We start from the raw sequence: 20,888 nt of genomic DNA on the forward strand, positions 1-20,888 counted from the left end.
TTTTTCTAAGCCCGCACCAGTGCAGCCCTAGCCCGGTCGGCCATCTGGTAGAGCTTTTCCCTGGTAAGGGGGAATTTGCCCTCCAACACAAGGCCTTTGCCATCTTCCCAGTGGGCATGATAGTGGATGTGACCCCCCGGAACTCGGAAGGCCACGTGCTTGAGCTTGGCATGACGGGGCGAGACCGAGGCAAAGAAGAAAGGCTCTCCCCGGTCATCCGAAAGCGAGACCGCCATCATGGTGGTGGGCACCTCGTAGGGGCGCTCCATGCGGTAGATGAAGTCGGGGAAGTCGGATTCTTTAGTGAACTGCACCCCTTTTTCGGCAGCGTATTCCTTCATCCATTCGATGACCTGAACCCAGGCCTGGTAGAGCATTTCGTCGTGATGAGGGTCATGGACAGCACTCATACCCTTAGTTTATTGGTTTGTAGCCCTAAAGTCTAAAAGACCGCGTGATGCCAGAGCCGATCACTCGATTCTCACCTGGGTTGGCCCAAGCGCCTATCCTGACCACTCAACGGTAGGAAGCAAGTTACACAAGGTTCTTCGGGCTGTACTAGGATAGGGTTTACATGCGGCTGGAAGACCTTCCCCCCCTGCCCGAGGCTCCAGGGGTTTACCTTTGGAAGAACGGCCAGAGCATTATCTACGTGGGCAAGGCCAAAAACCTGAAAGCCCGCGTGACCAGCTATTTTCACAGTGAAGGCAAAAGCCTGCGGATCTCGAGGGAAGCCACCACCCTCGAGTTCATCGTGCTACGCGACGAGGTCGAGGCGCTTTTGCTCGAGGCCAACCTGATCAAACACCACCGCCCCCACTACAACGTCCTGATGAAGGACGACAAGCACTACCCCTTCCTGAAGCTGACCAACGAGGAATGGCCCATGCTGATGGTGGTGCGGCGGATCCAAAACGACGGGGCCCGCTACTGGGGGCCTTTCCCCGAGGCTTCGGCAGTGCGGCGCATCAAGCGTCTGGTGGATCGCTTCTTCCCCTTGCGTCAGAACTCCGGTTTCCCCTTCAAAAAAAGGCGCTACCCCTGCCTCAACCACTCTATGGGACGCTGCCTGGCCCCCTGCGTGGGCAAGGCCGACCCCGAACAGTACCGGGTAGTAGTACAGCAGGTCGAAGACCTCCTGGACGGCAAAGTAGAGGCCCTCTACGAAAGCCTGGAAAAGCAGATGCGGGAGGCCGCCCAGCAGCAGGACTTTGAGCGGGCTGCGGAAATCCGCGACCAGTTAGGCGCGGTGCGAAGCTTTTTCGGCACCAGCCAGCAAGCCTACGACCCCGACCTCGGCGACCTGGATTTTCTGGGTTTTGCCCGGGCGGGCGACTACGCCCTGCTTCAGCACTACCAGATGCGGGGGGGCCAGATGCTCGGGCGCATCAGCCGGTTTGTGGAAGGTGTGAAAGAAGCCAGCGATGCCGAATTGCTGGAGGCCTTTTTACGCGACTACTACCTAGAGGCCACCCCACTGCCCCCTCTGGTGCTGCTGCCCTTCGAGTTGGAAGCCCAGGACGCTTTCTCAGCCTTTCTGAGCAGCAAAGGGCGCAAGGTAGAGGTACGCATCCCCCAGCGGGGCGACAAAACCCGCCTGATTGAGCTGGCCCAGAACAATGCCCACACCGCACTACAGAGCGAGCTTAAAATCCTGGAGCGCAAAGGCGACCACCCCGGCCTCAAGGGGCTGATGGAGGTGCTGGGGCTTTCGCGCCGTCCTTACCGCATTGAGGGCTACGACATCTCGAATCTGCTGGGCGAGAGCGTGGTGGGTTCTATTACCGTGTTCGAGGGGGGCCGGCCCAAAAAAACCGAGTACCGCCGTCTCAAAATCCGGGGCCTGGAGGGCCAGCCCGACGACTTTTTTGCCATGGAGCAAACCCTTCTGCGGCGCTTTACCGGCAGCCTGGCCCAGAGTATGCCCATCCCCGACCTGATTCTGATTGACGGCGGCTTGGGGCAGGTGCGGGCCGCCCGGAAGGGCCTCGAGCAGGCCGGTCTGGACATTCCGCTGGTGGGGCTGGCCAAGCGCGAAGAGACGTTGGTTTTACCCGACGGCAAAACCATAGCCCTTCCGCTTACGCACCCGGCGCTGCAGCTCCTGATTTATCAGCGTGATGAAACCCACCGCAACGGCCTCGAGTTCCACCGCAAACTCCGCAGCCAGAAGACCCTGAAAAGCATCTTCGACGATATTCCAGGCATTGGGCCCGCCCGCAAGCGAGCCCTGCTGAATCATTTCTCCACCCTGGAAGAGCTCAAAGCCATGAGCCTAGACGACCTGGCCAGGCTACCGGGTCTCGACAGACGCAGTGCCCAGGCAGTGCTGAAGGCCCTGAAGGCAAGCAGCGGCTCAGAGGGGTCACCGGCTAGGTGAGGAAAGTCGATAGTCGATAGTCGATAGTCAATGGTCAATGGTTCATCGTCTGTGGTGCATAGCCCCAGACTGGCATTCCCCTTTCCGACACGGTAGGCTTACGCCTATGGAAACCGTGCGTATCGCTCTGATGGGGGGCGGGACGGTAGGCAGCGCCTTCGCCGAACTTCTGCCCTCGCATCACGCTCGCTTTGAAGCGCTGGGGCTCGAGGTCGAACTGGCTAAAGTCCTGGTGCGCGACCCCCGCAAAAGCCGGCCCGGCATTCCAACCAGGCTGCTCACCGACAACCCCGCAGGCTTTCTGGACGACGTGGACGTGCTGGTAGAGGTAGCAGGCGGCACCACCGTAGCCGGCGACCTGGTGTTGCAGGCCCTGGAACGGGGCCTTCCGGTGGTCACGGCCAACAAGGCCCTGCTGGCCGAACGCTGGGACGAGTTGCGCCCCCACGCCGAGGAAGGCAACCTCTACTACGAAGCCAGCGTAATGGCCGGGACGCCCATCCTGGGAGCCCTGCAAAGCCTGTGGGGCAACCAGACCCTGGAGCTGCACGGCATCGTGAACGGCACCTGTAGCTACCTGATCCGGCGCATGGAGGAAGGGGCCACCTACGACGAAGCCTTCCAGGAGGCGGGAAGGCTCGGCTACCTGGAAGCCGACCCCAACCTGGATGTGGGCGGCATAGACTCGGCCCACAAAATTACCGTGCTGGGGCGGCTTACGGTAGACCCCGGCCTGCGTTGGGACAAGGTGCTGAGCCGCACTCGAGGCATCCAGCATCTCACCCCCCAGATGCTCCAGCAAGCCCGCGCAGAAGGCCACGCCATCAAGCTGGTGGCCAGCCTCTACCCCGAACAGGGTGAGTGGGTGGCGGCGGTGCGTCCGGTGCGCCTGCCCGAGTCGCACCCGCTGGTCACCCTGGGCAGCGGGCGCAACGCCATGGTGTACCGGGGCGACCCGGTGGGGCAGCTGGTGTTTGCGGGCGCCGGAGCCGGTGGGGGGGTGACGGCGAGTGCGGTTCTGGGCGATTTGTACCGGGCCTTGCTGGGTACGCCGGGGCACCTGCCCATTCCTGCGGCAGCGCCGGTTCCCGCACTGGAAGTGGAGAAACTCGAGGAGGTTTGAAAAAAGCCTGGTGAGCGGGGAGTTTGTATAGCCGAAAGCCCAAAGCCGAAGGTTAAAAGCGCCAGAACCCACCGGCCCTGAGACCTTCGACGCACCCCTTATGATGAGTTCTGCTCTATGATTCACTACTACAGCACCCGCGACCCCCACAAAAGCCTGGTGCGGTTTGAGGAGGCCCTCCTCAAGGGGCTGGCCCCGGATGGCGGCCTGTACGTACCCGACCGGATTCCCAGGCTCGAGCCAGACCTGTGGCAGCGGGCAAACGCCATTGCCGAAGTGGGCGTCGCCGTTCTGTGGGAATGGCTGAAGGATGAAATACCGCTGGCCGACCTCGAGCCCATCGTCCGCGATGCCCTGAACTTCCCCTGCCCCCTGGTCAAGCTCTCGGACGATTTGTACGTACTCGAGCTCTTCCACGGCCCCACCCTTTCTTTCAAGGATTTTGGCGCCCGCACCATGGCCCGCCTGATGCAGTACTTCCTGCGCAAGCGGGGTGAGCGCCGCATCATCCTGGTGGCCACCTCCGGCGATACCGGCAGCGCCGTGGCCGATGGCTTCGCAGGCCAGGGCAACATCGAGGTGGTGCTGCTTTACCCCAAGGGCAAAGTGAGCGATGTGCAGGAACGCCAGCTCATTACCCAGCGCCCCGGCGTGCGCAGTTTTGCCGTGGAGGGCACCTTCGACGACTGCCAGCGCATGGTCAAGGAAGCCTTCGTAGACCCCGAGCTCGCTCACCTACCCCTGAGCAGCGCCAACTCCATCAACATCGGGCGGCTGCTGCCGCAAGCGCTCTACTACCTGTGGGCCATTGGACAACTGCACGCCAGGGAAAGGAAGCCTGTAGAGGAGGTCAACTTTTGTGTGCCTAGCGGAAACCTGGGCAACCTGATGGGGGGTGTTCTGGCGGCTTTGATGGGCCAGCCTGTGCACCGGTTTATTGCCGCCCACAACGACAACCACTTCTTCCCCGACTTCCTGCAGGGCAAAGCCGAGGCCTATCAGTTCCACCCCACCATCGCCACCCTTTCCAACGCCATGGATGTGGGCTCGCCCAGCAACTTTGAGCGCCTGTACACCCTTCTGGGTGCAGAAAAACTGCGCCGCTGGGTATGGGGCACCACCGTCTCGAACGAAGCAACCTTAGGGCGCATGAAAAAAACCTACGAAGCCTACGGCTACATCGCCTGCCCGCATACCGCCGTGGGCCTGGAAGCCCAGGCGCGCTACCGGCAGGAAACCGGCGACCCCACCCCCCTCATCAGCCTGGCCTGCGCGCACCCGGCCAAGTTTCCCGATGCGGTCTCGAGGGCGCTGGGCCAAGAGCCCCTCAAAGAGGAGGCCCTGGAAATTCTTTACAGCCGTCCAACCCAGGTCGAGACCATTGGCGCCAGTCTCTCCGCTCTCAAGTCGCATTTGCTGTAGTGTCCTGCCAAAAAACGGTAAGCTATGGGAAGGTAGAGCATGGCAGAGAAAGCAAAAGAAAAACCCAATAAAGAACCCTTTCCGGGCGCTTATTTCATTGGTCTGGTCATCACCCTGGCCCTGCTGGTGGTGGTAGTGGCAGTGGGCGCAGGGTTGCCGCCCGCCCTTTCGGGCTTCCTGGTTGCGCTGCTGTTGGGCGTTACCGTCAATCCCAAGTACGCGCTGGGCTTTTTGAGTGCAGGGGTATTCTCGGCCCTGCTCGGCTTTGCCGGCAGCGAGCCCCAGGTGGCCTGGGGCGGCGTGGGCCTTATCATCGCAAGCCTGCTGGTCTGGCGTTTTATCAAGACCTGAGTTGCCTTAATAGCAGGGTCTGACCATGCACGGCACCTTCTGGAGACGCTCGCTGGCGCCCGACCGGCTGGCCCGCACCCTGATCTACGCCGGCATTGCAGGCTTCATCTGGTTCTTCTTCATACAACCCAGCCCCTTCGGCTCCACGCTCTCGGTGACCACCCTGGTAGGGGCCGGGCTGGTGCAGTACGGGAGCGGCAAGCCCTTTGCGATTCCGCTCTACATCTACGTTCTGGCGGCCCTGGTGCTCGTGCAGCTTGCGGGGCTGGTGCTGGGCGTGGGGGGGCAGCTCGGGGCGGCTTTACTGGGTAGCGCCCTGGGCCTGGGTCTGCCGTACCTGGCCTACCGTCTGGGAGAAAAAGCATGAAAGTAGCCCTGGTTCACCTGGCCACCCGCGAAACCCCCGAGGCCACCCTCGAGGTGGCCCTGGCCCTGCTAAAGCAAGCCCACCAGCAAGGCGCCGATGTAGCGGTGCTGCCCGAGCTTTTTCCCAGCGTTTACCGCTATGAGGAAGCGCACAAAACCCCCAGGGTGCTATCTCTGCTCACCCAGTTCTGCCAACAAACCGGCCTCACGGTAGTGGCGGGGGTGCTCGAGCCCCACCAGGACCGCTACGCCAACCGGGCTCAGGTGATTGGCCCCCAGGGCCTGCGGGCCACCTACACCAAAACCCACCTGATCCCCGCTTTCAACGAACCCGCCCACATGACCCCTGGGCAAGACCTGGTGCACCTCGAGCTAAAAGGCTTCCAGGCTGGCATTGCCATCTGCTTCGACCTGCGCTTTCCCGAACTCTTCCGCGCTTATGCCCTGCAAGGGGTCAACCTGTTCCTGATTCCTTCGGCCTGGCCCATGAGCCGCAGCTACGCCTGGGAGCTCTTCTGCAAGGCTCGAGCCGCCGAGAACCAGGCTTACCTGATTGCCGTCAACCACGCCGAAGACCCCTTTGGCGCGGCCAGCCTGGCCATAGACCCCATGGGTATGGAGATGCTGCGACTGGAAGCCGAGGGAGTGGGCGTGGTGGCGCTGGATCCCAGCTACCCGGCCCGGCTGCGCCAGGAGTTTCCGGTGTTTCCCCAGCGCCGCCCGGAGCTTTACGCGGGCCTTTTGAAAAGCCCCACCAGCAAGTAAACCAAAGCCCCCAGCATCAAGCCCTGGCCCCAGGCCGGAAAATAGGGCCAGAGCATCTGCATCTCAAAGCGCCCCGCCAAGAGCAACGGCCAGGGCAACAAAGCCCAGGCCAGCCCATACTGCCGGAAGCCCGCCGCCAGCAAAAAGGCCAGCCCCACCCCCCGCAAATAAAAAAGCCACCCCTGCCCCAGCTCGTTCTGGTAGATGAACCACAAAAGATTGAGCCAGACCCCCACTGCTCCCCAGGCCCAGCCAAAGCGGCGTACAACTGTCAATGCCAACAAAAACAAACCCAGCGCGACGAAAAGATCAAGCATTGCGGTTTATTCTAGGGCATTGAGTACAGTGTAGGAGAGATTCCTTGTATCAAATCTGCCAGAACCCCTTTCCTTCTCCCCTGGCGAGAGAAGGCAGTAATATCCAAACCGCGTTGTTCACTAACAGTGACGGAAAACCGATTGCCTACACCGGGGATGTCGCCCAGATTAGGGCTTTACAAGTGCTTCCACCAGAATCGCGCAAGCGACTCGCCTGGGCTGAGGGGGCTCAGAAACAGCTCTCAAGGATAACCTATCCCGGTAAAGCTGGTATCAGGTAGTCTATGTGCATTCTAGGACAAAGCCACTCCATCACTTGCTAAAATTCCGTGCATGAGATACCTGAGCCTGCTTCTTCTACTAACCCTAGCCCTTCTGAGCACCGCCTGCGACCAGCGCCAGAATCTACCCCCACCCCCGCCCCCGCCCGTCCTGACCCCCCCGGCGGACGGGGTGGCCGTCTTCCGGTACGAGCACAGCCACGGCAACGTGGTGGCCTGGACCCGCCCCGAGGCCCACGGCATCGAGGTCAGCCAGTACATCGAGAGCCTGGACGGCCAGCACCGGGCCCAGTGGTGGGGGGTTCACCCCTACTCCACCCCCACCTACATGGCCGCCTACATCCCCGCCAGTAGTATGTACGGCAACGAGGGGGTGATCGTGCAGTACGGCATCGACACCACCCCCGATAAGCGCTACGGGGGGCGGCGCTTCATCTGGAAGACCCGCTACCGCTGGCACACCCACGAGGAGCCCTGGCGGCTGGAGCTGCCGGTGGGCCCGGTGAGCTTCGAGATCCTGGAGCGCTTCCCCTGGGAGGCCCCCGGCCAGACCCTCAACCCCCGCAGCCCCGAGGGTGCGGGCATCGCCAATACCGGTCCCGTGATCCGGCCCTTCCTGGGCTGCTACCAGGCCGACCGGGGGGTGTTCCGGGAGAAGGGCCTCTACGCTTTCAGCCCCCATGCAGTGGCTTTCCAGTGGTTCTGGGAGCCCATCGCCCAGACCGGCCTGGCCAGCTTTACCCGCCAGTGGAGCTGGAGCGACGGGATGGCCGACGGCTATATCGCCAACACCGATCTCGGCAACGGCATGTTCCTCACCGACGGGCGCAGGCCGCCGCGCAAGCTCATCCCCAGCCTCTCCAACCGGCTGCACACGGTGGTGGTCATCGTCTACGCCGACGGGATCGGCCCCTTCCCCAGGTCCTGGGAAAAACGCTACTGGCGGCTGGCCGGACGCAACTTCGGGGCCTTCGAGAACCCTGACGGGAGCGTGCGCTGCGAGTTCGGGGAGTGGAAGCTGGACGAGCTGACCGACCCCCAGGCCATCGCCCTGATGGACGGCTGGCGCACCCGCAGCAGTGGCCGGAGCTTCCCGCCCGACCTCGAACCCATTCCCGCAGTGCTGGATGTGCAGTGGCCGTAGTTCGGTACACGACCAACCTCCGAGATTGATTGGTACACCTGGCGATATCTCATGCTGGACGTTTCCCAGGCGGGCCCGCCGACCCTACCCCTGGCTGACGAGCGTGGGTGGTAGGTGCGCTCACGATAGACTTTTACCGCCACGGGAAAGCTGCCCATACATTGCTTAGAACATTCGTCATAAATTTTGAACCCTCCAACCTCAAGAAAATCTTGTCCTGCACAGTATGGTAGCCGCCAGGTAACTCGAAACCCAAGCGTAGGCCGGGCGCGGACGATTTTCGTTTTCAGGGACGGCCACGGCTGGGTACACCGCCGCATAAACACCTATACACCTCCATTTTTTCCATGTGTGATGGCCTCTGGGCCCCCTCCCTACCACGTAGGGAGGGCGGGGAGGGTATTGGACAGGGCCCACAACCGCTCGGCTACACAAAGTCATATTTTGAGCCATCCAACATCAAGGAAGCCTTGTCCTGGACAGAACAGTAGACACCGGATTGGGCCGTCACATCCGTGAAGAGCCAAAAAAACTCGGGGCCACAAGCACCCCGAATTTGCAGGATTACAGCAGGTTCCTAAAGCCCAGCACCCTTCTCGATATGGGCCGAGACTTCGCCGGTTTCCTCCGCCTCACGGCGCAGAATTGCGGCCTTGATGCGCTTGAGGGTGGTCACTTCTTCCAGCGCCCGCTGGTCGAGGGTATCGGTCACAAACTTGATCTGCTCGTTGATCTCGGGAATGGAAATCTGCTCCAGCGCATTCACCCGGCGGTTGGTCTTTTTAATTTCCTCGCCAATCTTCCGCAGGCGGTTCTCGGTGTTGGCCACAGCTATGATGGCCTCTCCCAGCTTACGGAACGCCGTGGCGGCCTCGAGGGTCTTGGCGCCCACCCCAATGGGGCTAAAGGCCAGGCTGCCACCCGTATCCTGTGCAGAAATCCTGGGCACCTTCACCCCATACAGGCTCTCGATTTCCATCTGAACCTCTAAGGGGGTTCCGGAAAGCGACTCTACCGCCTCGGGGGTATCGAAAGCCTTGGCAATCAGTAAGCTGAAGTAGGCGTCCTTGGCCGCGTTGTTCAGAGCTTCGCGGGCCTTCAGGGAGTCCTGCACCAGGGCAAAAAACTCGCCAATCAGCGCATCCCGCTTGTTCTTGAGCAGGTCTACACCCTGCAGGGCCAGCCGTTTCTGGTCACGCTTGGCCAGCAAGGTGGAACGGGTCGGTGAGACTTGTTCAGCCATGTGCACCTCCGGTGCGCCAATAGCTGATAGCTAATAGCTCATAGCAGTCTTTGCCAGCGGCTATCAGCTATCGGCTATCAGCAGCTCCTCACGCTCCCACCAACTCTTCTAGTTTCCCCGTCTTCTGGTGGTACTGCTCAATGTACTCGCGCCGGATGCGCTTGAGCTCGGAGGCGGGGAAATCGGCCAGCAGGGCCCAGCCGATGTTCAGGCTCTCCTCGATGGAGCGCTCCTTCTGGCCCTGATTGATAAACTTCTGCTCAAAGTTGGAGGCAAAACGGAGGTACTTTTTGTCCATCTCGGTAAGGGCATCCTCACCGGTGATGGCCACCAAACGGCGTAGGTTCACCCCACGGGCGTAGCTCGAGAAGAGCTGGTCGGCCAGCTCCTTGTGGTCGGCGCGGGTCTTGCCCTTGCCGATGCCGTTGTTCATGAGGCGCGAAAGCGAGGGCTGCACGTTGATGGGCGGGAAGATACCTTGCTGAGCCAGGTCGCGGGCAATGAAAATCTGGCCCTCGGTGATGTAGCCGGTCAGGTCGGGGATGGGGTGGGTGATGTCGTCGCCCGGCATGGAGAGGATGGGAATCTGGGTCACCGAGCCCTTCTTGCCGTGCACCACGCCCGCGCGCTCGTAGAGCGAGGCCAGGTCGGTGTACATGTAACCGGGGTAGCCCCGGCGGCCTGGAATCTCCTCGCGGGCTCCACCAATCTCGCGCAGGGCCTCGCAGTAGTTGGTCAGGTCGGTCAGGATCACCAGCACGTGGTAGTCGTGCTCGAAGGCCAGGTATTCGGCAGCGGTAAGGGCCATGCGCGGGGTCAAGAGGCGCTCCACGGTGGGGTCGTCGGCCTTGTTCAAGAAGAGCACCGAGCGGCTCAAGGCTCCGGTGCGCTCGAACTCCTGCATGAAGTAACTCACCTCGCGCTGGGTAATGCCCATCGCAGCAAACACCACCGCGAAACCCTCGCCCTCCCCCAGCACCTTGGCCTGGCGGGCAATCTGGGCGGCCAGCTCGTTGTGCGGCAGACCCGACCCCGAGAAGATGGGCAGCTTCTGGCCGCGCACCAGGGTCATGTTCACGTCAATGGCGCTTACCCCGGTCTGGATGAACTCCTCGGGCTTCTCGCGGGCCACCGGGTTGATGGGCGCGCCGTTGATGGGCAGGCGCTTGTCGGCCACCACCGGGGGCAGGCCGTCAATGGGCTTGCCAATTCCGTTGAAGACCCGCCCCACCATTTCCTTCGAAACACCCAGGCGGGCCACGTCCTCCACCAGCGAAACGGTGGTCTTATCGAGGTTCAGCCCCGAGGTTTCCTCGAAGACCTGCAGCACGGTGTACTGGTCGGATACTTCAATCACCTGGCCGCCCCGGATGCGACCGGTACCATCGTCAATGTTTACAATGGCGCCATAGGCCAGGTCAGAGGCCCCTTCCAGGAACAGGAGCGGGCCCGAGACGTAAGTTACGGCGTTGTATTCTTTCTTGAGCATTTCTCACCTCCGTTGGAGGTGTCTCCGGTCTTTAGTCTCAGGTCTCAGGTCTTTTCGACTTGCGACTTGCGACTTTCGACTTTCGACATCCTTTACGCCTTGACCGCCCCCAGGAACGCGGTCTTGATCATCTGGTCGAACTCGGCCTTGTAGGCGGGGAACTCGGCCTCGGGGACGTAGCGGGCCCGCCCGATTTTCTCGATGACGGGGTCGGTCAGGAAGTCGGTAATGGTCGCACCCTTGGAAAGGGCGTACTCCCCTTGCTTGTAGGCCGCAATAATCATCTGCATGATGCCGTAGGCCTTGGCCATTGAGCAGCTTGCGTCTACGGGGTCGTAGCCGTTTTGTTGCAGGAAGTCCTCACGGGCAATCCGACCAATCTCGAGGCTAAGGCGCTCCGCATCTTGCAGGGCATCGGGGCCTACCAGTTGCACCACCTGTTGCAGTTCGGCTTCGCGCTGCAGCAGGGTAATAATCTGGGTACGCACCTCGGGGTAGTCGGGGGCCACGTTTTCGCGGTACCAGGGCTCCAAAATGTTCAGGAACAGCGAGTACGAGCGCGCCCAGTTGATGGCGGGGAAGTGCCGGGCGCGGGCCAGCTGAGCATCCAGGGCCCAGAAGCCGCCCGTAATACGCAGGGTGGACTGGGTGACCGGCTCGGAGAAGTCGCCACCGGCGGGCGACACCGCCCCAATCACCGAGACCGCCCCCTGCTCCCCGGCCAGCGTGACCACCTTACCGGCCCGCTCGTAGAAGCTGGACAGACGCGAGGAAAGGTAGGGCGGATAGCCTTCTTCGGCAGGCATCTCCTCCAGGCGCGAGGCAATCTCGCGCAGCGCCTCGGCCCAGCGGCTGGTGGAGTCGGCCATCAGCGAGACCTTGTAGCCCTGGTCGCGGAAGTACTCGGCCAGGGTGATGCCGGTATAGAGCGAGGCTTCGCGGGCCGCCACGGGCATGTTGGAGGTGTTGGCTACCAGGATGGTACGCTCCATCAGGGGTCGGCCGGTCTGGGGATCCTCGAGCTCCGGGAACTCCACCAGCACGTCGGTCATCTCGTTGCCGCGCTCGCCGCAGCCCACGTAGACCACGATGTTGGCATCGCCGAATTTGGCAATGGACTGCTGGGTGACGGTCTTGCCCGAACCGAAGGGACCCGGAATGGCCGCCGTGCCGCCCGCAGCCAGTGGGAACAGTACGTCCAGAATACGCATCCCGGTCAGGAAGGGCTGGTTGGGATCAAGCTTTTTCTGGAAAGGACGGGGCTTGCGCACCGGCCAGTAGTGGGCCATGCGGAGCTGGGTGCCGTCCTCGAGCTCGGCGATGATGTCGTCAATGGTGTACTGCCCAGCGCCCACGATACGCTTAATTTTCCCTTTCTTATCGGGTGGCACCAGAATCTTGTGGGTGAAGCTAAATTCGGGCACGGTGCCCAGAATATCGCCGCCCTTGACCTCGTCGCCTACCTGCTTGGTGGGGGTAAAGTCCCACTTCTTGGTGCGATCCAGCGACGAGACCTCGATACCCCGGCTGATGAAGATGCCTGAAGCCGCCTGGATCTTGTCCAGGGGGCGCAAAATCCCGTCGAAGATACCATTCAGGAGGCCGGGCCCCAGTTCCAGGGCCAGCGGCAGCCCGGTAGTCACTACGGGTTCACCCACCTTCAAGCCGTTGGTGTCCTCGTACACCTGAATGAAGCAGGTCTCGCCATCAAGGCGAATAATCTCTCCGACCAATTTTTCGTGACCGACGCGCACGATGTCGTACATCTTGGCGCCTTGCAGGTTCTCGGCAATTACTGCCGGCCCCGCGATTTTTTTGATGGTTCCCACGTATCCTCCTTCGTCGGATGCAGATGGCTAGCCGCAAAAAAGCGATTGGTTGTTTTGCTTTTGGCAATCAGCCATCCGCTATGGGCCTATAGTTTGATGTCAAACCCAATGGTCTCCCGCACCAGCCGGCGCATATAGGCCTTGGCGTCGCCCCCCCACTAAAGCTCTCGAGCAGATTGGGCAACGAGAGCAGTACCGGGGCAGTGCGCCCGCGCATGACCCGCTCGGTGGCCTTGTTGGGGTCTGCAAGCAGGTTCTGATCCACCGCTACCAGGGCATACTGGTTGGACTGGATCATCTCGACGAGCTTCTGAACGGCCTCGTCGGGCGTGGCCGTGACCGCCTCGAGGCCCGCAATGCGGTAGCCGGAGGCGGTTTCGGCATCGGTCAGAACTCCAATTTTCACGCAACCTCCTTCGCCACAGCATCGGCGGGCAGGTTGAAGTAGGCGCGCCGGGCCAGCAGGCGGATCCGCGCCCCCTCCCACTCCTTACGTCGGATGTAGTCCAGGGCCAGGCCAGCGCCCAGGGTATCCTTGCCCCCCTGGGCTGCTTTTTCAAGCAGAACTCGCCGCAAAGCCCGCTCGAGGTCACCCAGCGTGCGCGCACTCGAGGCGGCTGCCAGAGGGGTGCCGTTCAAGGCTTCCATCGCCCCAAAGTCTCCACCGGCCACGCGGTTGAACAGAACGGCGCTAACATAGCTGCCCCCCGGCACAAAGTAGCCTTCGGTTCCACTAACGCCCAGCGCGTGCAGCTTGAACGCAGTGGCGAGATTAAGGGCATCTACTTGCAAAGCAAAGTACGAGGCCAGCGCAGGCTCCCGCAAACGGCGAGCCTTTTCCAGGCTGTGGGCATAAAAATCACGATCCAGGGCCACCTCCAGCGCCAACGGGTCGGGGTTGCCAGTTGCCGCATTCCGCAAAGCCTTGGCCAGTGGGTGGGTAGGAAGTTGCAGCACCTGGGCCATGCTGGCCGCATCTGGCGCCTGCAACAGGGCGTTGATCAATGCTTCGGACAACGTACCGCTCCCCAACTTGCCCTTGATCTCTTCGGCAGACTGCCCCGCCGCCCTGCCGCGCAAGATGGTTTTGAGGTTGATCAGGTCTGATTGAAGCAACAACAGGCTAACCGCCTCTCGCATGTTGCCACTCACCAAACCCGGCAAGTCACCGACCATGCGCTGCATGTGGTTGGTCACAGCCCGATCTACATCGGCCAGGGAATCACCCACCAGATCCGGGCCATAGACGGTGTCGTTCAACGAACGTACAAAATCGGGGAACGACTGCCCCAAGGCTTGCTGAAAAAACGCCTCAGGAACCACCTGGTTGCGCCGGGCTCGCAGGCGTGCGTTGAGGTAAGCGAAGCCGCTACCCGCCATACCTACCCCCAGATGGCTTTAGCGGCTTTGGCCGACAAAGCATCCCAGGCCCGCTCGAGGCGCTCACTCAGGGCGTTCTGCACGAAAGATCTGCCGCCCTTGGCCACCAGGCGCACTCCGTCTCGAATGGCCGGGTCGGTTCTGAGTTCCAAACCTCTGCTTTTGGCCCAGTCGGCCAGCAGGGAGGCGTGGTTGGGGTGCAGCACCAGGGCCTCAGCCTGACCCACCTCGGCCAGGGCTTCCTCGGCTAGCTTTTGTAAGGTCTGGCCGAACTCGGGCCGACCGGTCAGGTCTAGCAAAGACCGAATCGCTTCTGCCTTGACCTGGTCTACCACTTTCCCCCGGGCGGCAATGCGGGCCTGATTAACTGTTAGGTCGGCAGCGCTCTCGGCCCGACGCAAGGCAGCCTGGTACTCGGCCTCGAGTTGGCGCTCTCTGGCCGATTTGAGGGCCTCGGCTTTCTGTTGAGCCGAGGCCAAAATGGTTCTGGCCCTAGCCTCCGCCTCTGCGGCAATGGCGCCGATTTCAGCCGCCACCTCGTTTTGCAAAATATCTTCAAGCTTGGACATTACGCTCCTCTCTCACTGCTGATAGCCGATGGCAGAGCCAAAGTGCTATGGGCTATCAGCCATTGACCTTAGTTGATGAGGAACGAGAAGGCCAGACCGAAGATGGCCAGCGTCTCGGGCAGCAGGAAGAACAGCAGGGCCGTACCAAAGTTGCGGCGATCTTCCACCACAGCCCCCAGGGCTGCCGCACCGATGGCCGACTGAGCTACACCGGTGCCAAGAATCCCCAGGCCAATCGCCAGACCCTTGCCAATGGCCGCATAGTTCGCGCCCGCTGCCGCCTCGCCTTCAGCGGCGAAAGCGATCGTAACCAGTAGCGCAAAGACGAAAACCGAAACCAACTTAGCAGCTTTAGCAATCTTCATGTGCATTCTCCTTTTCCTTCTTTTGGTTCCAACCTGCCGGATCTCGTCCGACACTTTGTGGATCAACGTCAAATGGCGTACCTCCTTATCTGTACGCCCGCTTCAGCTCCGCCCCTCGCCCCGAACCGACTTGAAGGGACGGTAAGGACGACCGCTATCATCGTAAAAACCGAAGTTGGTGCCGAACTCAATCCAGAGCAAGCGGATAGGCTGCAGGACGTGGCCCAGGGTAGTAATGATGATAACCGCCAAAAGAATCACCACACCCACCACAAAGCCAAGAATACCCCCTACCACGCCAAGTCGCTCGGCCAAACCGAAGCCTACCTGGTTGGCCAGACTGGCCAGCAACGCCCCGGCCACCCCCACCGCATAAATACGGATGTAACTGAGGATTTGCCCCCCTTTTGAAGGTAGCTCTGCAATCATAAGTGGCATCTTGGCCAGCAAGGCGCTGATCACGAAAACCAGCAAGCCCACCACCAGAATTGCGGTTAGCAAACCACTGTTAGACTGGGTGAGGTAGCTGTAGGCAAAAGCAATAAGACCCACACAGCCAGCCAAATACCCCAACCCTTCCCAAAAGTGGCTCATGTGGCCGTGCTTGAGGCCCTGCTGCATCCGAATGATGAAGGCATAAAGCACCTGGATGACCCCAAAGGCAATACTGGCCAGCATCAGAAAGGTCGCAGTTTGTTCGAAGTCGAGGCGGTTGATGGTCATGGGGATCAGACCCTGGCCCCCGTGGTTGGGGTCGTAGAAGATGGTGCCGCCCCCAGGCAAAATTTTGAGCTTCTCCAAGAAGGTGCCAAAGGCTTCTCCGTAGATAAAACCCCAGACCACTGCCCATCCAGTCATCCACCACAGCACCCTGGATAGGCTCCCCACCACATCGGAGCCAAAGTTGGCTCCCAGGAAGCCGATGACCAGGTTCTTGCGGGCCTTGGCCAGTGAGCCCAGCCAGTAGGCTAGCAAGCCAAATAGCAGCGCAATCCCGATATCGCCCACCACCATGCCAAAGAAGAAGGGGAAGAAGGCAGCGATCATCAAAGTGGGGTCATAGGTTCCGTAGCGAGGGGTGTTGAGAAAGCTGTGCAAAAGCTCGAACGGCTTTGCCCAGGCAGGGTTTTCCAGCGTGACCGGAACCTGATGTCCTTCGTGGTGCTCGTCCACAGGTTCAAAGGTAAACACAATCTGGTCGCGCAAGCGGCCCAGCGACTCCTCAACCCGCCCTTTTGCCTTTTGAGGCACCCAGCCCATCAAGGCCATCCCATACTGACCTGCGGCCAGGTCACCGGTGGCCTTGTAGCGGGCTACCTCGTCTTTGGCCCTGGTCCACAGCAGGGTAAGCGTTTCTTTGGACTCCCCCTTAAGCTTGCCGATCTCCTCGCGGATACCCAAGAGTTCCTCGGGGGCCAGCTTGGCCCGCTCCTTCATGCGGGCAGCGGCCTGGGAGAGCGGCAGGGTGCCATAAACCCCAGGAAAGCGCAGCTCGGCCAGCCCCAGGCGCGAAAGGGTCGAGCGGGCGGTCTCGAGTTCGCTTCGCTTTACCACCACCACTGCCGCCATCTGATTGTCCAGGGCATCGGCATCCAGGATGAAGCGATCTGCCATGGCTTGTTGCAAAGCGGTACGCACACCCTCCAGCTCCTCTGGCTTGGAGACCAGAAAAGGAATCACCGCCAGCCACGGACTCTGATCCAGTCCCTGGGCCAAAGCTGCTAGCTTGTCGGCAGCTTTGCCAAAAAGCTCGATGGTCTGGATCTCTTCTTCAAGGGCCGCCCGCTCCTTGCCCAGCACCTCAGCCCGACCGACAATAGGGCGGATGGTAGCTTCGGCCTCGTCCAGGGAACCTCCAAACTGCTTATCGCCCGCAGTTGCAGACAGACCCACCACCGCGAGCGACTGCTCGGCCTGCGAGACCACCATTTCCCAGCGCTTGAGCTCGGCTTCCTCGCTGGAAGAAAGCCGGTACTCACTCAGCTCATCGGGTCGTAGGGGGTCAATATGCACAACCCCCGCCTTTTGCAGCTCGCTCAATAGCTCCCGGGCCAGCCGCTTGGGGCCGGCCACGATCAGTTTTTCCATCGGAGCAATCAAGGCAATACCTCCCCCAGCACTGCCTGAACCGCTCCAGCCACCTTGGTTGTTGCTGCTTCGCTGATGGCCCTGGCCTCGGCCTCGGCCTTGGCCTTGGCTTCACTTTCAATTCGAGCCACTGCCTCGGCGGTGCGGGCTCGATACTGCGTTTCCAAGTCCCGCGCAGCCTGCTCTGCTTCGGCCAAAATCTGAGAAGCCTTGGCCTCGGCCTCCCGGATCTTGGCCTGGGCAGCCTGTTTGGCGTCTTCAAGCTGCCTTGCCAGGGCTTGCTCACGCTCCGCTAGGCTCTTAATTAGTCCTGATCCAGCCACGTCCCCTCCTTTCCTTTCCGCTTGTGAGGCTCTTGCACATCGAGAAAGCGAGCAAGTGAAAACTTGCTCAAAGACGAACCCCAAGAATCATAGCGATTTCTCAGGACTCGTGTCAACGCGCAATAGCATACAATAAACGTTCAGGGCCGCTTTTAGCTGGCAACCACACATTTAGGGCCTTCCCCAAAGTATCGGCAGGTTGTCATAACCCAACACCCTGGAATGATTTCATTTTTGATTGGGGTGAGCACCCGAAGTTGAGCCCGGTCGGCGGGGTGTTAGACTCACAGGGTGAAGGTTCGTGTCTCCCCCAGGGGTGCGGCCCGGTTGCTAGCCCGACATCCCTGGGTTTACAAGAGCGATGTAGTAGAGGGGCCAGAGCGGCCTGGCTTATACCCAGTTCAATCTAACAAAGGGGTACTGGGGCTGGCCCTGTACAACCCCGCCTCCGAGATAACGGTGCGGGTATTTAGCTTTGGCGATGCCGGCCCTCCCCAGGAGGTGCTGCTCGAGAACCTCCGCAAAGCGCTGGAGCGACGCAAACCCGCCATTGCCCAGGAACCCGGCGGGGCGTATCGGCTCGTGCATGCCGAGGGCGACCTGCTACCCGCCCTGATACTCGACTACTACGCCGGACACGGGGTCTTGCAGGTGGGGTCGGCTGCCCTCGAGCCGCTCACCGAAGCCCTGGTAGAGGTTATTCAGGCCGAGATTCCTCTGCAAAGCCTGCTGGCCAAAAACGACCAGAAGTCCCGCAGCCTGGAGGGGCTGCCCCTGCACGTCAAGCCTCTGCGGGGCCAGGTACCCGATGCCGTGATGGTGCGGGAGGGTTCTGTGCAGTACCGCGTAGACCTCCAGGAAGGCCAGAAGACCGGGGCCTTCATAGACCAGCGCGACAACCGCATCCGCCTCCAAACCTTCAGAGGCCAAACCGCCCTGGACGTGTTCAGCTACCACGGTTCGTTTGCCCTGCACCTGGCCCAGGGTTTTGAACGGGTCATTGCGGTAGATAGCTCGGCTGCTGCCCTGCAAAGGGCCCTTCAGAACGCCCAGGCCAACGGCTTTACCAACATCATCCCCCAGGAGGCCAACGCTTTTGAGTTCTTGCGGGAGGCAGAAAAACGCGGCAGTCGGTATGACCTGATTGTGCTGGATCCGCCAGCCTTTGCCAAGGGCAAACGTGATGTGGAGCGGGCCTACGCAGCTTACAAAGAGATCAATCTGCGGGCCATGAAGCTCCTGCTCGGCGGCGGCATCCTGGCCACCGCCTCGTGCAGCCACCACCTGAGCGAACCGCTCTTCTACCAGATGCTCGCCGAGGCCGCCGCCGATGCCCACCGCACCGTGCGGGTTCTGGAAAAGCGCGGCCAGGGCTGGGATCATCCGGTGCTGCTCAATGTGCCGGAAACGCACTATCTGAAGTTTGCTCTGCTGGAGGTTATGTAAAAACTCGTCGCATGTCGCAGGTCTCACATCCCAAGTCAGAGCGGTTCCCTCGAATAGTCGGTACGGCGGTTTTGGCCGTACTGACGCACCATGTTCGTCGTATTGGTGGGAAACGCGACCAGAATCTGAATGACCAGCAGGAGGCCAAAAAATAGACGAGGTGGCGCTTGGCCACCCCGCCTTTTGTCGGATTGCTAAAAGTTTTACCGGGCGCGGTTCAGGTTCAGGCGGATTTGCAGTACCCGTCCCGGCTCGGCTCGCACGTCGCGAACTTCGGCCCGGAAACCAGGGGCCAGGGCTACCAGTTGCACGTTGCCCGGTTCTACATCCTCGAGCCGCAGGAAACCGCCCCGGGTCTGGCCTACCTCGCGCCCATCCAGGAAGATGCGGGCTTCCACGTTGGTGAAGACCTCGAGGGCACCCCGCAGGGCTTGCAGGTTCACGTTCACCGGCACGGTCTGGCCGTTGCCCACCACCACCGAGGTACGGAACCCCTGGTAGCCCCCCAGGCGCAGTTCAATATCGTAGCGGCCCGGCTGCACGGTCAGGTTGAGGGGGGTGTTGCCCACCACCCGGCCATTCACCAGCACCTGCGCCCCTTGGGGGTTGGAGTTGATTTGTAGCAGGCCATTCTGTACCACCGGCGTCAGATCAGCATTGATGACCGTGGTCTCGCCAGGCCGAATCTGCGCTGAGGTGCGGAAGACCTGGTAGCCTCCCAGACGCAGCTCGAGGTCTACCCGACCAGGCCGCAGCACCAGGTTGAGCGGGGTACTGCCCACCACCCGGCCTTCTACCAGCACCTGAGCCCCGGAAGGGTTGGAGTTCACGCTCAGGGTTCCCGTTGCGGGCTGTACCGGCTGCACCGGCGTCACCGCGGCCCGCCCCACGATGAAAAAGGCCACGTTGCTCACCCAGTCGCGCTCGGGCAGCGGCGTGACCACAATGGAGAGGGCCCTGGCCAGGTTATCGGCCCCTTGCACGTTGACCTGCCCGGTCTGGATGTTGGCAATCTGCGCCAGCGAAAGCGGCTGGCGGCTGGCCACGGCCAGCACCCGGTCTTGGCCCTCGGGGCCTGCGACATCCAGGCTGTACCGGGCCCCGGTCGCCGGGGGGAAGGTCCGGGTCTCGCCGGCCCGCAGCAGGTTGTTCTGGTCGAAGGCGTTGGGCAGAATCAGGCCGATCTCGCCCGTAGACTTGACACTGAAGATGTAAACATAGGCCTCCTGGTTGACCTGCACCGAAACTTGGATGCGCTCACCAATCTGATAGACCGGGTTGCCGGTTTTGGCGGGGTCTTTGTTGACCCAGACCCGCACCTGCAAGTCGGTGGGAACTGGGTTGACGATGATGCCCTGGGGGCTCAGTTCGGGCGCGGCCAGCGCGGAGCCGGCTAGTAGAAATCCAAGTGCCGTTGAGAAGATTCGCTTCATGTATGGCCTCCTCCACCCCCAGGGTAGGATACACCGTCTGGCAGGCGTGAGAAGCTATTCAGCCAAGGTTAACCTTGGCCTTGAGCATGTCTTTAGCCAGACTCTGACGGGCCTCTATTGCACAGTTGTATGGATGTCTGTACACGCTCGTGAGCATCTTGAAAGGCTTGTGGTCATTGCGAGCATCCGCAGGATGCGAAGCAATCCAGCTCACCCGGCCCAGTCGATGATTTGGCAGGCTTCCTCTGGATTGCTTCGTCGGCCTTCGGCCTCCTCCCAATGCCAGTTAGAGGAAAAAGTCAAGTGGCAGGGGAAGTAGGAGCGGTTGATGGGGTGAGATAAAACTCAGGAAAAGCCAGTTTGGGGTCGTAGGGGAGGTTGTTCTTGAGGATGAAAAAGGTGATGCGAAGGAGCTTGCGGGCAATTATAAGCAAGGACTCGACATGGGGTAGTCATTTGAGATTATCACCGGTGGCTGGATGGAAAGACCTGATGGCGAAGGATGTCAGAGATAGACCAAATGCGGTCAGTGAGATGGGCAGCCATGGCCGGGGAACGGGGTTGGTAGCGTTTA

General features: G+C 61.1%; 19 protein-coding genes and 1 pseudogene. 8 read left to right on the forward strand and 12 right to left on the reverse strand.

From position 1 onward, the window contains the following. Window positions 1–5: 5 nt before the first annotated feature. Complete coding sequence (locus J3L12_RS10100; protein WP_208014931.1) at window positions 6–410, reverse strand: NADH-quinone oxidoreductase subunit 15; 405 nt, start codon at window positions 408–410, stop codon at window positions 6–8. Between the two features lie 164 nt (window positions 411–574). Between J3L12_RS10100 and uvrC the strand changes: the two genes are divergently transcribed. The 6 genes from uvrC (at window position 575) to J3L12_RS10130 (ending at window position 6,407) form a co-directional block, all read left to right on the forward strand. Beyond that, entirely contained in the window at window positions 575–2,380 is a 1,806-nt protein-coding gene (gene uvrC / locus J3L12_RS10105) for an excinuclease ABC subunit UvrC (RefSeq protein WP_208014932.1), read from the forward strand. Between the two features lie 106 nt (window positions 2,381–2,486). Beyond that, on the forward strand, window positions 2,487–3,503 hold the full coding sequence (locus tag J3L12_RS10110; RefSeq protein ID WP_208014933.1) for a homoserine dehydrogenase: 1,017 nt from the start codon (window positions 2,487–2,489) through the stop codon (window positions 3,501–3,503). Between the two features lie 117 nt (window positions 3,504–3,620). After that, window positions 3,621–4,925, forward strand: a complete 1,305-nt coding sequence (gene thrC / locus J3L12_RS10115) for a threonine synthase (RefSeq protein WP_208014934.1) — start codon at window positions 3,621–3,623, stop codon at window positions 4,923–4,925. 39 nt (window positions 4,926–4,964) lie between these two features. Further along, a complete protein-coding gene (locus J3L12_RS10120; RefSeq protein ID WP_208014935.1) occupies window positions 4,965–5,276 on the forward strand; it encodes a hypothetical protein in 312 nt (103 codons plus the stop codon). Between the two features lie 25 nt (window positions 5,277–5,301). Beyond that, a complete protein-coding gene (locus J3L12_RS10125; RefSeq protein ID WP_208014936.1) occupies window positions 5,302–5,643 on the forward strand; it encodes a hypothetical protein in 342 nt (113 codons plus the stop codon). Continuing rightward, window positions 5,640–6,407, forward strand: coding sequence for a nitrilase-related carbon-nitrogen hydrolase (locus J3L12_RS10130; RefSeq protein WP_208014937.1), 768 nt, complete (start codon window positions 5,640–5,642; stop codon window positions 6,405–6,407). Before J3L12_RS10125 ends, J3L12_RS10130 begins: the two co-directional genes overlap by 4 nt. On the opposite strand, the gene J3L12_RS10135 is transcribed toward J3L12_RS10130, so the two are convergent. After that, window positions 6,371–6,724 carry a hypothetical protein gene (locus J3L12_RS10135; protein WP_208014938.1) on the reverse strand — a complete coding sequence of 118 codons (354 nt, stop codon included), beginning with the start codon at window positions 6,722–6,724 and terminating at the stop codon, window positions 6,371–6,373. The two genes, J3L12_RS10130 and J3L12_RS10135, sit on opposite strands and share 37 nt — an antisense overlap. A 333-nt stretch (window positions 6,725–7,057) precedes the next feature. On the opposite strand from J3L12_RS10135, the gene J3L12_RS10140 reads away from it, so the two are divergent. Beyond that, window positions 7,058–8,149, forward strand: coding sequence for a hypothetical protein (locus J3L12_RS10140; protein WP_243455133.1), 1,092 nt, complete (start codon window positions 7,058–7,060; stop codon window positions 8,147–8,149). Between the two features lie 577 nt (window positions 8,150–8,726). Here J3L12_RS10140 and J3L12_RS10145 read toward each other — a convergent pair. The 9 genes and pseudogenes from J3L12_RS10145 to J3L12_RS10185 form a co-directional block, all read right to left on the reverse strand. Further along, entirely contained in the window at window positions 8,727–9,392 is a 666-nt protein-coding gene (locus J3L12_RS10145) for a V-type ATP synthase subunit D (RefSeq protein ID WP_208014939.1), read from the reverse strand. 88 nt (window positions 9,393–9,480) lie between these two features. Then, window positions 9,481–10,881 carry a V-type ATP synthase subunit B gene (locus J3L12_RS10150; protein ID WP_208014940.1) on the reverse strand — a complete coding sequence of 467 codons (1,401 nt, stop codon included), beginning with the start codon at window positions 10,879–10,881 and terminating at the stop codon, window positions 9,481–9,483. Window positions 10,882–10,973: 92 nt separating this feature from the next. Further along, window positions 10,974–12,710, reverse strand: coding sequence for a V-type ATP synthase subunit A (locus J3L12_RS10155; protein WP_208014941.1), 1,737 nt, complete (start codon window positions 12,708–12,710; stop codon window positions 10,974–10,976). A gap of 86 nt (window positions 12,711–12,796) precedes the next feature. Beyond that, window positions 12,797–13,110: pseudogene (locus J3L12_RS10160) on the reverse strand (V-type ATP synthase subunit F). A 2-nt stretch (window positions 13,111–13,112) separates the two neighbouring features. Beyond that, complete coding sequence (locus J3L12_RS10165) at window positions 13,113–14,090, reverse strand: V-type ATPase subunit (protein WP_208014942.1); 978 nt, start codon at window positions 14,088–14,090, stop codon at window positions 13,113–13,115. Window positions 14,091–14,092: 2 nt separating this feature from the next. After that, on the reverse strand, window positions 14,093–14,659 hold the full coding sequence (locus J3L12_RS10170) for a V-type ATP synthase subunit E (RefSeq protein WP_208014943.1): 567 nt from the start codon (window positions 14,657–14,659) through the stop codon (window positions 14,093–14,095). A gap of 68 nt (window positions 14,660–14,727) precedes the next feature. Next, window positions 14,728–15,024: a F0F1 ATP synthase subunit C gene (locus J3L12_RS10175; RefSeq protein WP_119342069.1), complete on the reverse strand. Its 297-nt coding sequence runs from the start codon at window positions 15,022–15,024 to the stop codon at window positions 14,728–14,730. Between the two features lie 102 nt (window positions 15,025–15,126). Continuing rightward, the gene (locus J3L12_RS10180; protein ID WP_208014944.1) at window positions 15,127–17,112 is read right to left on the reverse strand and encodes a V-type ATPase 116kDa subunit family protein; all 1,986 of its coding nucleotides are present in this window, start codon (window positions 17,110–17,112) and stop codon (window positions 15,127–15,129) included. A gap of 8 nt (window positions 17,113–17,120) precedes the next feature. After that, window positions 17,121–17,435: a V-type ATPase subunit subunit G family protein gene (locus J3L12_RS10185; protein ID WP_208014945.1), complete on the reverse strand. Its 315-nt coding sequence runs from the start codon at window positions 17,433–17,435 to the stop codon at window positions 17,121–17,123. Window positions 17,436–17,726: 291 nt separating this feature from the next. Between J3L12_RS10185 and J3L12_RS10190 the strand changes: the two genes are divergently transcribed. Beyond that, window positions 17,727–18,881: a class I SAM-dependent rRNA methyltransferase gene (locus tag J3L12_RS10190; RefSeq protein ID WP_208014946.1), complete on the forward strand. Its 1,155-nt coding sequence runs from the start codon at window positions 17,727–17,729 to the stop codon at window positions 18,879–18,881. Between the two features lie 203 nt (window positions 18,882–19,084). On the opposite strand, the gene J3L12_RS10195 is transcribed toward J3L12_RS10190, so the two are convergent. Beyond that, on the reverse strand, window positions 19,085–20,314 hold the full coding sequence (locus J3L12_RS10195) for a PEGA domain-containing protein (RefSeq protein WP_208014947.1): 1,230 nt from the start codon (window positions 20,312–20,314) through the stop codon (window positions 19,085–19,087). Between the last annotated feature and the right edge of the window lie 574 nt (window positions 20,315–20,888).

Source organism: Meiothermus sp. CFH 77666 (assembly GCF_017497985.1).
GTDB lineage: Bacteria > Deinococcota > Deinococci > Deinococcales > Thermaceae > Meiothermus.